Genomic DNA, 14402 nt, shown 5'->3' with positions numbered 1-14402 from the left:
AACGGCAGGACATCTATTGTTTGCCATTACATCACTTAACGCAGGTACTCTGATGAACCAGATAATCTTTTCCCCCAAACCTTTAATCCAACTGGGGTCAACGCCAACGCTGGTTGTCCCGAGGAAGCCGTCGTTATCGCCACAAAGCCCGGCTATCAGCGTTCTGACCGATTTTAGCCAGGTACGCCCCCAATGGGTTGATAGCGATACCCCGGTTGATCAGGCCCACCAAAAAATGCGCGATGCGGGAGTGCGGTTATTGTTTGTCATGGATAGCCATGAGCACTGTATTGGGGTGATCACGGCCAAAGAGATCATTGGCAAGCGGCGGATCAATATCGCCATGCAGCAACGCCAGCTGAGTCAAGAGGACATCACGGCCGAAATGATCATGACGCCCTGGCACAAATTAAGCGCTATGCCGCTTAACCAGCTCTCGTCGCTGAGCATCGAGGATCTAGTGATATCGATGGAGAGCTTTACGGATCAGCATTTGCTGATTATCGAACATGATGACCACCACAACCCCAGCATTCGCGGCATTATTTCAGCCAGCGATATTCAGGCGGCGATCGGTAAGACGATCAATACCATCCCGAGGGCACAAAGCTTTGCGGATATCTGCCACGTCATAACAGGCCACGATATTTAAGCAACGCACGGCTGTCATTCTCCCGCCCGCGCGTGTCAACGCGCGGGCGGTTGTATTGATACGGGGCTAAAACAACCCGGCATTTAACCAAAGGTGGGTAAGAATACTGGCGATATAGCCCAGCATGATGGCTGGCGCCCAACGCAGATGACGGGCAAAGGTATAAATACCCCTGGCCTGACCCATCAGGGCCACGCCCGCGGCAGAGCCCATGGATAACAGACTGCCCCCAACACCTGCCGTCAGCGTGATCAGTAACCAGTTACCCAGCGACATGTCCGGTTCCATCGAAAGCACCGCGAACATCACCGGGATGTTGTCCACCACTGCGGAAATCAAGCCCAATACCACGTTGGCCCACACCGGATTCCAACTGCCGTATAGAGTCTCCGACAGCAGGCCGAGATAGCCGATAAAGCCCAGGCCGCCCACACACATCACCACGCCGTAGAAAAACAGCAGCGTGTCCCACTCTGAGCGGGCAATCCGGCTGAAGATGTCGAAGGGAACAACACCGCCCAGTTGCTCGAGTTTTTTCCAATCGCCGCGGCGGGAATAACGCTCACGCTTGCGTTCCAGGGAGCGTGGCAAGCTGCGGCGCAGGTAGTAACCAAAGAACTGCAGCAGACCAAGACCGAACATCATGCCCATGGCAGGCGGCAAATGCAGCACAGAGTGGCAGAGCACCGAAATCGCCACGGTGATCAGGAACAGCACGACAATACGCCGCGCGCCGCGCTTCAACCATACGTTTTCCGACAATGCTTCAGGTTTTCGATTGCGAATAAAGCAACTCATGATCACCGCTGGCACCATGAAGTTGACGATTGACGGCACCAGCAAATGGAAGAAATCACCAAAGGCAACCTGGCCGGCCTGCCAGACCATCAGCGTCGTGATATCGCCGAAGGGGCTGAAGGCGCCCCCCGCATTGGCGGCCACCACCACGTTAATACAACAAAGGCTGATAAACCGATCATCGCCCTCAGCCACCTTCAGGACCACGGCACACATCAGCATCGCCGTGGTCATGTTGTTGGCGATCGCCGATATACCGAATGCCAGGACGCCGGTAATCCAGAACAGGGTGCGATAGCTAAAGCCTTTACGCACGAGCCAAGAACGCAGCGCATCAAATACCCGGCGCTCTTCCATGGCGTTGATATAGGTCATCGCCACCAGCAAAAACAGCAGCAACTCAGCGTATTCCAGCAGCGTTTCACGGAAGGCGGTTTCCGCCTCTTGGGGCAACCCCGCCTGGACGTACACCCAGGCCACCAATGCCCAGATCAAACCAGCAGCCACCAATACCGGCTTTGATTTGCGCATGTGCAAAAGCTCTTCGGCCATGACTAACGCATAGGCGAGCACAAATATGGCCACAGATAAGATACCGGCGATAGAACGGGTTAGGTCGAGTGACCCGGCAGCGGCATAAGATAAGGAAGGTACAACGAGGCAGCAGAATGCAAACAACAGGCACATCGCTCGGCGGCTATGGCGCCCGGCGATGTGGTAATCGGGTGGTTTCATGGCGGAGAAGTCCCTGCGGTAGAACGGAGGAAGGATAAACCGCCACAATAATAAGCCGACTAATAGAATGGAGCAATGCAACATTGCAATCAACGAAGCGTAACGGGTAGATCAGCAGGACAAGCTGCTTCGTTTGGTCGATGACATGGGTCAGGAACTCAAGTGCAGGTACCATTTTATTAATGAACCTGACGTTCCTTTTACTCTTCCGGGATAGCCAAGTTTTCTATAACGCTTTGTTAAAAAATATCTTTAATGTCAGTACTGAGAAATCTCATACTTACAGCCCTCTCTTTAACACACTGTAACTTGACTTTACATTCCTCCAGGATCGACCAACACTAATCACACCCCAGCCTGCGATAGTGCCGTATGTTAGAAATACTCACCCATTCATTCTCAGCCTAAAACTTGAAAAGGGTGCTTTCTATCGGGGCTTGAAAAATGATGATGCGCGGTTGCAACGCCGTCGCAAGAATTTGCCTTACGCATGGCCTGATCACTATTAGCAGTGGTTGCCAGTAACCACGAGGTAACGTCATGATCGAGCCGACCAGGCAGCTCATAACAGCCGGAAACACGGCGTTTCTTCAGAACACCATAAAACAGCTTTTAGGGTATGGCTGGTCAATTAACCATGCTGTTAATGCTCATAAAGCAATAGAATTGCTCGACAATAAGCCTTGTCGAGTTGGTTTGATGGCTATCGATCCATCAACATCCACCCTTCCTTTGGAAATCGATAGTAGCCCCCGGCTGGCAGACATCTCTTGGGTAGCCATTATCGAACGTAATGGTTTAAGTCACGAGAAAACTCGCGAGCGGATTTTTAATACTTGTTATGCCTATCAGGTCCATCCCGTCGATGCGAGAAAACTCGATACCTTGATGGAGAGTGCACTGGCAATGGCCAACCTCAAAGGCACTCCTCCCATCCCGACACTTTCCTGTCTGGGCGATGAATATCATATCGTTGGCGATAGTCCGACCATGCAACTGCTCTATCGAACGATCGCCAAAGTGGCTGCTACCAGTGCACCTGTACTGATTACCGGAGAATCGGGCACGGGAAAGGAACTCACGGCTCATGCCATTCATACCCATTCACCCAGACGCCATGGGCCATTTAACGTTGTTAATTGTGGCGCTCTACCCTCCGGTCTTATCCAGTCAGAACTCTTTGGGCATGAGAAAGGAGCCTTCACTGGGGCTAATCAGCGCAAGGTCGGCATCATAGAGAATTCACAGGGAGGTACTCTGTTTCTCGACGAGATCGGGGACCTGCCTCTGGATTTACAAGTCAACCTGCTTCGCTTCCTGGAAAACCTCAAAGTGCTTCGAGTCGGCGGGCTTAAAGAGATCCCTGTCAATGTCAGGGTGTTGGCCGCCACCCACGTCGACCTTGATGAGGCCGTCAGCAGGGGCGATTTTCGTGAAGATCTCTATCATCGGCTCAATGTGCTTCAAGTCAGGGTACCGGCGCTGAGAGAGCACCCAGAAGACATCGAAGCTCTAGCCCACTTTTTCTTCCAGAAGTTCTCGACCGAAAAACCAACCCGAGTCGGTGGATTCAGCCACCAATGTATCACTGTCATGCGTCAACACCACTGGCCAGGCAACATCCGCGAACTGGTCAACCGGGTTAGACGTTCCATGGTCATGTGCGAGCACCGGCTCATTACCCCTGCCGATATGGGGCTGGAAAGGCGACATGGACTTTTCCGGGATGTTGATACCCTTCAGCAGGTTCGCGACGTGGCAGAGTTCGAGGCCATCAGGGCTGCCCTGGCACGCAACAAACACAATGTGCTGCGTGCATCGCTCGAACTGGGCGTCTCACGCGTCACCCTATACCGATTAATCGAAAAGCACGGTATCGAAAAGAATGGCTGTCCCGACGAACGGCAATCGATCCATGCCTCCTCCCGTTAGGATGAGGCACTACGCAAAAAAGAAAAAAGGAAAGAAACCATGACTCCACGTGGCACTAACATCCTCTATACCGCCGGCTTGGCATCTTTTATCAGTTGCACACCGGTACTGGCCCAACAGACAGGCGGGGACTCGCAGATCCAGCCCGTTGGACAGGAGCCCGACCAACAGGAGATCCAGCCAGACGTCCAGGCAATGGCAGAGTATGGAGGCGTATTGACGCCCAAAGGCAGGTTGGTTCTGGAGCCAGAATTCCAGTATTCCCACGAGAGCATTAACCGAACGACCTTCGAGGGTATCGAAGTATTGAGTACCCTGCTGATCGGGGTGTTTACCGCACAGGATGTCGACCGTGATAGCTATACGGCCTCTCTGACCGGGCGGCTGGGTTTTACCGACCGCCTGGAACTCGAGATGAAAGTGCCCTATGTCTATCGAGATGAGTCGAACCGCGTCACAGTCTCAGAAGTTAATCCCGATTTTACGTTGAACCGTGAGTTATCCAACAATGCGCTGGGCGATATCGAATTAGCCGCCCACTACCAGTTGAACCGTGGCCTGAATGGCATGCCCTACTTCATTGGTAATCTGCGTTATAAGAGCACCACCGGTGAAGGCCCCTTCGATATTCGCCGTAACAGCGCTGGCACTCCGCTGGAATTAACCACCGGCACTGGCTTTCACTCCTTCGAGCCCAGCCTTACCATGCTGGTACCCTCCGCGCCTGCTGTCTATTTCGCCAATCTTGGCTACGTCTTCAATCTTGAAGATGATGTCAATCAGCAAGTTACCCAAGATGACGACGACCTGATCATAGGCGAGGTGGATCCCGGAGATACCATTCGACTGAGTTTCGGCATGGCCTACTCGATCAATCCAAAAACGTCCTTTACGCTGGGCTACAAAAACGACTTCATCGGCGAGACGACAACGAAGTTTGTCAATAACAGTACCGGTAACACGACTCAGGTCAGCTCAAACACTCTGAACGTTGGCTCCCTGCTCCTCGGGTGGTCCTACCAGTTAAATCCGGATGTCTCGCTCAACCTGGGCCTGGAGCTGGGCATCACCGATGATGCGCCGGATACAACCCTGACACTTCGCATGCCTATCGGCATGGGCATTTTTTAGCTAAAGGAAGAAACGTCGACAGCTGCCTCATCGGCAGCTGTCGTATCAGCGCAAGATACCTGAAAAGGAATCAACAATCGCGGCCCGTTGCCTGGCTGCCTTCAATGCTCCAATGTTGTTGAGTTGAACATCAACATTGATCCGCTGCTGTATATTCCGTCCAGAAGCATTGCTCACTACGCCGCTGACGATGGCGTCGCGAGTGATATTTTGCAAGGCTGCCGTAAAGCCTTTGGCATCGCTCAACGTAACGCCAGAAAAACCTGCCAGACCCGATAAATCCACGCCAGCTGGTGTCAGATCAGTGACGAGCACTCCCGTACCAGGCCCCACCTGACTGACTGAACCAGAAGGGGCGCGAAATGTCTGGGACACAACGTCGATGCCCGCCCTGGTGAAGTTGACAACCGACACCAGCTCAATGCTGTTATCGATCAGGGTCTGTAGCCTGGCCCCGAAGTCCACATCGAGCCCACCAAGACTGAATCCCGCTCGCAATTGATCGAGCTCTATCTCTGCAATAACGACGCCTCGACTAAATTCATCATTTACAGTCAATGAGGATACAACCTCAGTGTAAAGACTCACGGGTACTGGATAACCTGAAGAAGCTTCCCAATGGCTACTTGATGATTCTGACGCTGCATTGTTTGCCGGTGGGGAAGCTGCCCCAGTGCCAGTCGCCGCTATCATCAGCGCTGCACCGATCCATCGCCCGCCCCTTCGCCTCAGCATGGTGCTTGATTGAGATGGCATTTTCGTATTTCCTCATCATCGACCCATCTCATTTCTGGCGGGAAGGGTCAGCAGACTGGCACCTAGGCTTGAACGGTTCACTCCTACCGACAGAGGTGAATCGGGGCGCACGGCCCAATCCTGCTCGTTATTGAAGTTTTTCCGGGCAATCTCGATTTCCTCGCGCACGCCCAGAACCGTTCCGTCCCACAGCGATTCGAAGTGATCCTTGGGCACCACCTGGGTACCTGCCGCGGGATCCCCAATCAGAATATTATTGGCATCCACACCCTTTACAACCACAAAATGCTTGTAACCCGCCGTGTTCACCATCGTAATGGCGGGCACACCAATGCGAATAAAGTCATCCAGGCTGATTCTGAACCCATCGGAGTTGAGCCCCTGAGCATCCAGATATCGCTTCATATCCAACATGGAAAAGCCATGTCGCTGGATCTGCTCGGCATCCCCGGCTCGAATCATGCTTTCAAACACCTCTGCTTCTGAGGTCTCACGCTGATAATGAAACGTCAGCAAGGTCGCAACAGACGCAGAACCACAGCTGAAATCGTATTGCTGGCGAACCACTCTGTCCCAACCCTTTTCCTGCAGACTCTGGGCCTCGACCTGAAAACTACCGAAACGATTGAATATGGCGACCTGCCCGGCATGGGCAACCATCACGTTGCCAACAAGAAAGAGTGTCGCCACGCCACAGCAAAGTTGTCTATCTAGTTTCATGGCGCATCATTCCTTGTGGAAAACCCGATCAAGGCTCAGTTGGCGATAAAGACACTGATACCCACGGCATTGTTGATGGAATTCCCATTACCCGTCACGGCACTGAAAATGCCTGTGCCGCTATAGCTCCCCAAGGCATCTGAAGCAAAGCTGATATTGCCTGAGACCATATTTCCGCCAATATTGAAGGAGGTATCCGTCACCGATGCTTGCATGTTCTGGATGCTTTTTACCGTATTGAAATTGACGATCGCCTCACCTTCTCTTGCCCTCGCCCTATCCATTTCCTCGATATCCATCTGTTGCATCGCGGCAAAACCATTGCTGTTAAGCGCATGACTATCGTCGGCCTGGCTCTCTGTCATTCCCAGGACGATCATTAAAGAGACGAGCGTAATGACCGTCAGCGCACGCTGGGGACCAAGTAACTCGGATTGAATTGAACTGACTGAAGACACCTTCATGGCACTGGCTCCCGGCACCCTATCCATACGGACAGTTCATCGAGGGAGCCGATGGACTTGCGCCCACCGGCTCCCGGTTTATTAAAGCGCCATTAGCGCTCTAACTCAGTTGCCGATACTCACATTGCTGTGAGCCGCGACGTTGGTACCCGATACCTGAGCGTTGTACAGGCCGGTGGTCACGTTCATGTTGTTGATGCCGCCGAACACTCCTGCCGCTACGGAAACGCTGGCTGCACCCGTTGCCAATCTTGCAGCTCCGCCATTGCCACCGTTGCCACCACTGCCCCCGTTGCCAGCGACTGCAGTGGCATCACCGCCAATTCCCTGGCCGCTACCACCGTTGCCGCCGCTGCCTGCACCACCGTTACCGCCGCTAGCAGTCGCTAAACCTCCATCGCCGCCGTCACCACCGACGCCAGAAGCCGAACCGGTGCCGGAACCGGTACCAGAACCGTTACCGGCGGTTCCACCCGCTACGGCAGAGCTAGCGGTAGCGTCACCGTTGGTGCTATCACCGTTAGTAGGCGTATTGGTGTTGTCATCATCGAAGTCATCGCCGGTGACAGACGCATAGCCTTGAGCTGTGCCACCCTGGGCATCGGTATCGTCATTGGCAGCACCCGCATCACCGCCTTCGCCAGAGCCTTCACCGTATACATCAGCGTAGCCTTCGCCAGAGCCACCTTCGTAGCCATCACCACCATCGGCAGTCGCACTACCACCGTAGCCACCCTGGCCCTGGCCGCCGCCGCCACCGGTGCCTTCACCATAGCTATCGGCATAAGCATCACCGCCATCACCGCCAGAAGCGCCGGTAGCTCCTCTGCCACCATAGACATTGATACTTGCGCCACTGACGGTGGAGCTCATATCTTGCATCGAGATGACATTGGTGGAAGTGTTGTAAGATTCACTCATGGCCCAGGCATCCCCACCACGGCCAGTGGTGCCGCCGGTTCCGCCCATACCGCTTCCACTGGCAGCTCCGCCCGTGCCGTTACCACTGGAGAGGTCATTGTCATCGGAACTTTCATCAAAGTCGCCGTCGACATTGGCATAGACACTGCCACCGGTCCCCTGACCAGACCCACTGCCACCGTTTGCGCTTCCACTGCTGCCACCCGTCGCGGAGGCGCTTGAATCCACCGTCTGATCTACCTCTTCGGCTAATCCTGCGCTAGGGTTGGCATGCGCCGTAGAGATGGCCATCACAATGGCCAGTAGAGGCGTTCCTGCTACTACGAGATACTTTTTCATGTTCATGTCTCCGTTTGAATTGTCTGCTGCAGCCTGCGAACTTTCGCCATCGTCCCTAACGCTTAATTCTGGACCCTCGAATAACGCACCTTGCTCGCAGCCAACAACCCAGGAGCATGATCTATGCCAGTTGAAACCCAACTGGACGTAACTAATTATAAGAAAAGAAAATTTTTAAATAATGGACACTTTAATCCCCTCTAGGCCTTGCCAGGGCGTTTGTAACTTGATGATTAGTGTTTCATCCGCGGAACAGTTGAGCGATAAAAGCCCTAAATTTAAGAGCATTCTATTTAAAAACAGTTAATTAACAACATTCCATAAAGTGCAACGATAACGTTACACTAAGGAAGGAAAAACTGACGGGATCATTGATCAGATAGATAATTTTTTGGCTGATAAAGAAAGTACCAATGAGATAGTCACTGGCACTGAAGCTTTTATCAAGACGGGAGAGAAATTCTGGAGAATATCGCTTTTGCTTTTACTGGGATTAGCAAAGTCTTAAAAACATACGTCATGACGTATAAGCCACTGGGAAAAGTTGACTGAATTATTAAAGGAGGAGGGTAATAACATTTATGAAAACATTTATGAAAAAGGGGCAGCCATTGTCTTGTGGATGCCCCTTTGCCAGACGCTACTCTACCGTGACACTTTTTGCCAGGTTACGCGGCTGATCCACATCGGTGCCTTTCAGTACCGCAACATGGTAGCTCAACAGCTGAAGCGGCAAGGTGTACAGCAATGGGGTCAGCGCTTCGTGGATATGCGGCAAGTGCAGGATCCGAAGATCGTCGCGCTCCTCGATCCCTACCTGCTCGTCGGCAAACACAAACAGTTCTCCCCCACGCGCGCGCACTTCCTGAAGGTTGGACTTGAGTTTTTCCAGCAAATCGTCGTTGGGCGCCACCGAAATCACCGGCATATCAGCATCCACCAGCGCCAGCGGCCCATGCTTCAACTCTCCGGCCGGGTAGGCTTCCGCGTGAATATAGGAAATTTCCTTAAGCTTGAGTGCACCTTCAAGGGCCACCGGAAAATGCGCACCACGTCCCAAGAACAACGCGTGATGTTTTTCAGCAAATGCCTCCGACAGCACTTCGATTGCCGGATCTAACGCCAGCACTTGTTGGCAAAGTGCGGGTAAGGCTTTCAATGCCGATACGATATCGGCGTGATGATCATCGCGGCCATGTACCCTGCTAATTGACAGTGTCAGCAACATCAAACCGACAAGCTGGGTAGTAAACGCTTTGGTTGATGCGACACCGATTTCAGGCCCTGCCCGGGTCATCAGGGTCACATCCGATTCACGCACCAATGAGCTACCCGGCACGTTGCAAATGGCCAGGGTACCCACGTAATCCAGTTGTTTTGCATAGCGCAGTGCCGCCAGGGTATCGGCGGTTTCACCGGACTGGGAAAGCGTGACAAACAGTGTGCCCTCGGGTACCACGGGATAGCGGTAACGATACTCGGATGCCACTTCCACCTGTACGGGGATACCGGCATAGCGCTCTAACCAATAGCGTGCCACCAGCCCAGCGTGATAGCTGGTGCCACAGGCGATAATATGGATTTGCCGGGTGGCTTGAAAAATAGCCGGGGCATCGGGACCAAAGCTTTCAACCAAGACGTGATCATCGCTCAAGCGCCCTTCAAGCGCGGCCCGGATTACCTCGGGCTGTTCAAAGATTTCTTTGAGCATGAAGTGACGATAGTTACCTTTACTCGCCGCGCCATCACCATGCTCAAATGTCTGAACCGGTCGTTCAACCGCTTTTCCATGGCGGTCGACGATACGAATAGCGCCCTGCTCACGCAGCTCTACCAGATCACCTTCCTCTAAATAAATGAATCGGTCGGTGACCTGCAACAGCGCCAGCGGGTCGGAGGCCAAAAATGCTTCATCAATACCCACGCCAACCACCAGAGGGCTACCCTGCCGTGCACCGACGACAACGCCTGGAGAGTTAGCGCTCATCACACCCAGCGCATAAGCACCGCCCAAGCCGTTGACGATCTGCTGGGTGGCATCAAATAAACTAAGGCCGCTATCCAGTTTCTCGGCAAGTAAGTGAGCAATGACCTCGGTATCGGTTTCAGAGGTAAAACGGTAGCCGCTAGCTTGCAGCCGATCTTTGATGGCTTCGTAATTTTCGATAATGCCATTGTGTACAACGGCAACCTGATCACCGCTTTGGTGAGGGTGGGCGTTGGCTTCAGAGGGTTTTCCGTGCGTGGCCCAGCGGGTATGGGCAATCCCCGATTTCCCAGGTAATGCCGCTTCATCCAGCTTGCTTGAAAGCGCTGCCACCTTGCCTATCGCCCGGTGGCGGGTCAGCGAACAGCCATCGTAAACCGTCATGCCGGCCGAGTCGTAACCGCGGTATTCGAGACGTTTTAACCCTTCCAATAAGATACCCTGAACGTTGCGCTGGGCAACGGCGCCGACGATGCCACACATAGGCCTTCCCCTTTTCAGTCGTGATGCTTGAGTGGGCGCTTCCAGTCGCTTTTCTCGAGTTGCCGCCCCCGCGATACGGCCAGCGCATTATCGCTGACGTCCTTGGCGATAGTCGAGCCAGCCCCCACCGTGGCCCCTTCCCCAATGCTCACCGGTGCCACCAGAGCCGTGTTGGAACCAATGAAAGCATGATGGCCAATTTCGGTAAGGTGTTTGTTGGCTCCATCGTAGTTACAGGTAATCGTACCCGCGCCGACATTGACACCACGCCCCAGACGCGCATCACCCACGTAGCTCAAGTGATTAATTTTACTGCCTTCACCAACATCGGTATTTTTTGTCTCGACAAAATTACCGACTTTCGCCTTGACCGCTAGCCGGGTACCCGGGCGCAGTCGGGCAAAGGGCCCAATCTGGTTAAGTCCAGCTGCCACCGTTTGGTCGATGATACTATGCGCATCCACGCGGCTCTCGGCCCCGATCGTACTGTTTTTAATCACGCAGTAGGGACCAATTTGCACCCCCTCACCTAATTCGACCTCGCCTTCAAACACGCAGCCCACATCAATAAACACATCATGGCCACAAGTGAGGCTGCCGCGCACATCAAGGCGGGCCGGGTCAGCCAACGCCACCCCCTGTTCCATGAGCTTCTCGGCGGCCTGGGCCTGGTAGGCACGTTCCAGGCGTGCCATCTGGGCGCGGTTATTGACACCTTCGACCTCAATGGCGGTAGAAGGTTGGGCGGTGCAAACCGCAACGCCGTCGCTTTTGGCCATGGCAATCACATCGGTCAGGTAATATTCTCCCTGAGCATTATCCGCCGATAGCCGAGGCATCCAGCGTTTCAATTGCTCGCTGGTCATCGCCATCATGCCCGTGTTGCACTCGGTGATGGCGAGTTGCTCCTGGCTGGCATCTTTCTGCTCGACGATCGCCACCGCTTCGCCTTCTGAATTGCGCACGATACGCCCATAGCCAGCGGGGTCATCTAGCGTGACGGTTAAAAGCCCCATATGCTGATCATCCACCCGGGCCAGTAACGCCGAAAGCGAATCACGGTGGATCAATGGGACATCACCGTACAGCACCAGTACTTTGCCACTGCCCAACTGCGGTAGCGCCTGAGCGACCGCATGCCCAGTGCCTTTTTGCTCGGCCTGAACAGCAAAGGTCACGGGATAATCAACCAGTGCCTCGCGCAGCTGATCGGCACCATGGCCGATCACGACGTGAGTACGCGATGGACCTAGTCCGGCGGCCGTATCCAGCACATGCTGAACCATCGGCTTACCCGCAAGCGTATGCAGTACCTTGGGAATCTGAGAACGCATTCGCGTGCCTTTACCGGCGGCGAGAATGACAATATCGAGTTCTTGCATGTTAATTACCTGTCGCGGTTTTACGGTCGTCCGCACGGGCAGACGCAACCTCTATCTCTAACGACTCAATGAGCTCATCCCCGAAGTACTGCGCAAAGGCAGGGCTTGCGACGCTTCGCCATTGATCTCCCTCGCGTATCAGCATCAGAACATTCAGGTTCTGGTCGCGGGCCATCGCCATACCGTCCTCATTACCCGCCACCATCAGCGCGGTCGCCCAGCCGTCAGCCCAGGCGTTGGAGGGGTGAAAAACCGACACCGAAGCCAGGTCGTGGGTAATCGGCTGACCAGTGCGTGGATCAATCGTGTGCGAATAGCGCTGGCCATCAACCTCGAAGTAATTCCGATAGTCGCCTGATGTCGCCACCGAGATTGAATCAAGCGGCAGTACATGCTGGGCGCGCTGCTGTCCGTTCTCCGGCACTTCAATGCCGACGCGCCACGCGGTCTGTTCATCCAGGTCTCGAACGCCGCGAGTAATCAAATCTCCCCCCAGATTGACCAGATAATTCTCGACCCCTTGCTGATCCAGATAGGCGGCGACGCGGTCAGTCGCGTAGCCTTTGGCAATAGCCGACAGGTCAACGAACACGTCACGGATACGCCGCGCCTCAAGCGCCTGCGTATCCAGCTCAATAGCGTCAAAACCCACCTGCGCCAACCGCTCTCTGAGCTCTTGATCTGACGGTACTTCTTCAGGTCGAGCTTCAGGGCCAAAGCTCCAAAGATTGACCAGGTTGCCGATGGTAATGTCGAAAGCACCGTCGCTTGACTCGGCAATCGACTGGCTAATCGCCAATACGTCGATGAGTCCGTCGGACAACGGCTGCCACTCGCCTAATGGCGATCGATTGAAGGCCATCAACTCGGCATCGTCGCGGTAGGTCGACATCGATTGATCGACGCTTTCCAGTTCCTGCTCGATACCCGCTTCAATGTCGTTGACTTGTCCCTGGGTGAGCGAATCGGCCATTGTCACTTGATAGAAGGTACCGAATATATTGCCTTCCAGTTTAACCGGCGATTCCAGAGGCCGATCGGTTTCCGAGCAGCCTATCAACGCTATCGATAGCAGCACGATCACGCCGCAATAGCGCCACAAATGACGACCCTGTCGCATCGTTGTTACTCCGCCTTAACCATGAAAAAACCATAGCAGCCAAGCGCCCAAAAGTACGCGATATAACACAAAGGGCTGCATTCCCAACCGTTTGATCAACACCAGAAAAACATGAATACAGAGATAGGCGCTCAATCCGGAAAGCAGCGTACCAGCCAACATTGCTGATCCATCGACCGGGTTGGGTTGACCAATGAGTTCTATTGTTTCTAAACCACCCGCTAACACAATGACCGGAATGGAAAGTAGAAAGGAAAAGCGTGCCGCCCCTTCGCGGCTCATTCCCAGCATCAACGCGGCGGTCATGGTAACGCCTGAGCGCGACGTGCCAGGAATCAGTGCCAGTGCCTGAGCCCCGCCAATCCACAGCGCATCTTTCAACGTCAACTGATATTCGCTACGCGACCCACGTTTTTGCCAGTCGGCATAGCCAAGCCAAAGGCCAAAAACGATCAAGCTGACGCCGATAATCAGCGGCGAACGCATATATTCCGAGACCACATCACTCATTAAAAAGCCCACGGCGCATACCGGTAGCGTGGCGATGACCACCCAACCAGCCAGACGTGCGTCGCGGTCGACGTGGTGACCTTTCAGCGCGGCAACGCAGCTCAACATCATCTGCCACAGCTCAGCACGGAAATAGACCACGACTGCTGACAGGCTGCCCAAATGCAACGCTACATCGAAGGCCAATCCCTGATCTTGCCATTCGGTGAGCACAGGCACCAGAATCAAATGAGCCGAACTGGACACCGGCAAAAATTCGGACACCCCCTGCACCAGTGCTAATACCACGACCTGAAGCCAATCCATTGCTTATCCTCATCTACTCTCGGTTGAGGGGGTACATATTGGCGCTTAAGGATACACATCCTGAGCAAACTTGTCCGCCATTGGCATTCTCCGGCCGCTTGGGACTATAGAGCACGCCGGTGAGTGCGCTACAATAGGCCACCTACTCGCCAAGGGGCGTCCCTGC

General features: G+C 54.0%; 12 protein-coding genes. 3 read left to right on the top strand and 9 right to left on the bottom strand.

All coding sequences use genetic code 11. The features are described from left to right. Positions 1 to 52: 52 nt before the first annotated feature. Positions 53 to 652, top strand: coding sequence for a CBS domain-containing protein (locus ADS46_RS02230; RefSeq protein WP_066315728.1), 600 nt, complete (start codon positions 53 to 55; stop codon positions 650 to 652). Positions 653 to 718: 66 nt separating this feature from the next. Here ADS46_RS02230 and nhaD read toward each other — a convergent pair whose 3' ends face one another. Next, positions 719 to 2185, bottom strand: a complete 1467-nt coding sequence (gene nhaD, locus ADS46_RS02225) for a sodium:proton antiporter NhaD (RefSeq protein ID WP_066315725.1) — start codon at positions 2183 to 2185, stop codon at positions 719 to 721. Between the two features lie 540 nt (positions 2186 to 2725). Between nhaD and ADS46_RS02220 the strand changes: the two genes are divergently transcribed. Then, entirely contained in the window at positions 2726 to 4117 is a 1392-nt protein-coding gene (locus ADS46_RS02220) for a sigma-54 dependent transcriptional regulator (RefSeq protein ID WP_066315723.1), read from the top strand. Positions 4118 to 4156: 39 nt separating this feature from the next. Next, positions 4157 to 5248 carry a transporter gene (locus ADS46_RS02215; RefSeq protein ID WP_066315721.1) on the top strand — a complete coding sequence of 364 codons (1092 nt, stop codon included), beginning with the start codon at positions 4157 to 4159 and terminating at the stop codon, positions 5246 to 5248. A 45-nt stretch (positions 5249 to 5293) separates the two neighbouring features. On the opposite strand, the gene ADS46_RS02210 is transcribed toward ADS46_RS02215, so the two are convergent. The 8 genes from ADS46_RS02210 to ADS46_RS02175 all read right to left on the bottom strand — a co-directional run bounded on the left by ADS46_RS02210 (position 5294) and on the right by ADS46_RS02175 (position 14236). Then, positions 5294 to 5806, bottom strand: a complete 513-nt coding sequence (locus ADS46_RS02210) for a hypothetical protein (RefSeq protein ID WP_156524453.1) — start codon at positions 5804 to 5806, stop codon at positions 5294 to 5296. Between the two features lie 213 nt (positions 5807 to 6019). After that, positions 6020 to 6724, bottom strand: a complete 705-nt coding sequence (locus ADS46_RS02205) for a C39 family peptidase (protein ID WP_066315717.1) — start codon at positions 6722 to 6724, stop codon at positions 6020 to 6022. Positions 6725 to 6759: 35 nt separating this feature from the next. Beyond that, positions 6760 to 7188 carry a hypothetical protein gene (locus ADS46_RS02200; RefSeq protein WP_066315714.1) on the bottom strand — a complete coding sequence of 143 codons (429 nt, stop codon included), beginning with the start codon at positions 7186 to 7188 and terminating at the stop codon, positions 6760 to 6762. 105 nt (positions 7189 to 7293) lie between these two features. Continuing rightward, entirely contained in the window at positions 7294 to 8448 is a 1155-nt protein-coding gene (locus tag ADS46_RS02195) for a hypothetical protein (protein WP_066315713.1), read from the bottom strand. 640 nt (positions 8449 to 9088) lie between these two features. Further along, on the bottom strand, positions 9089 to 10918 hold the full coding sequence (gene glmS, locus ADS46_RS02190; RefSeq protein ID WP_066315712.1) for a glutamine--fructose-6-phosphate transaminase (isomerizing): 1830 nt from the start codon (positions 10916 to 10918) through the stop codon (positions 9089 to 9091). A gap of 14 nt (positions 10919 to 10932) precedes the next feature. Further along, a complete protein-coding gene (gene glmU / locus ADS46_RS02185; protein WP_066315710.1) occupies positions 10933 to 12300 on the bottom strand; it encodes a bifunctional UDP-N-acetylglucosamine diphosphorylase/glucosamine-1-phosphate N-acetyltransferase GlmU in 1368 nt (455 codons plus the stop codon). 1 nt (position 12301) lies between these two features. After that, complete coding sequence (locus tag ADS46_RS02180; protein WP_066315707.1) at positions 12302 to 13420, bottom strand: FAD:protein FMN transferase; 1119 nt, start codon at positions 13418 to 13420, stop codon at positions 12302 to 12304. Positions 13421 to 13435: 15 nt separating this feature from the next. Then, positions 13436 to 14236: an undecaprenyl-diphosphate phosphatase gene (locus ADS46_RS02175; RefSeq protein WP_066315705.1), complete on the bottom strand. Its 801-nt coding sequence runs from the start codon at positions 14234 to 14236 to the stop codon at positions 13436 to 13438. Positions 14237 to 14402 lie beyond the last annotated feature (166 nt).

The organism is Halomonas sp. G11 (assembly GCF_001663515.1).
In the GTDB taxonomy this organism is placed as follows: Bacteria; Pseudomonadota; Gammaproteobacteria; order Pseudomonadales; family Halomonadaceae; genus Vreelandella.
Note: the sequence above shows the minus strand (reverse complement) of the source record. Positions and strands in the feature narration are given on the sequence as shown.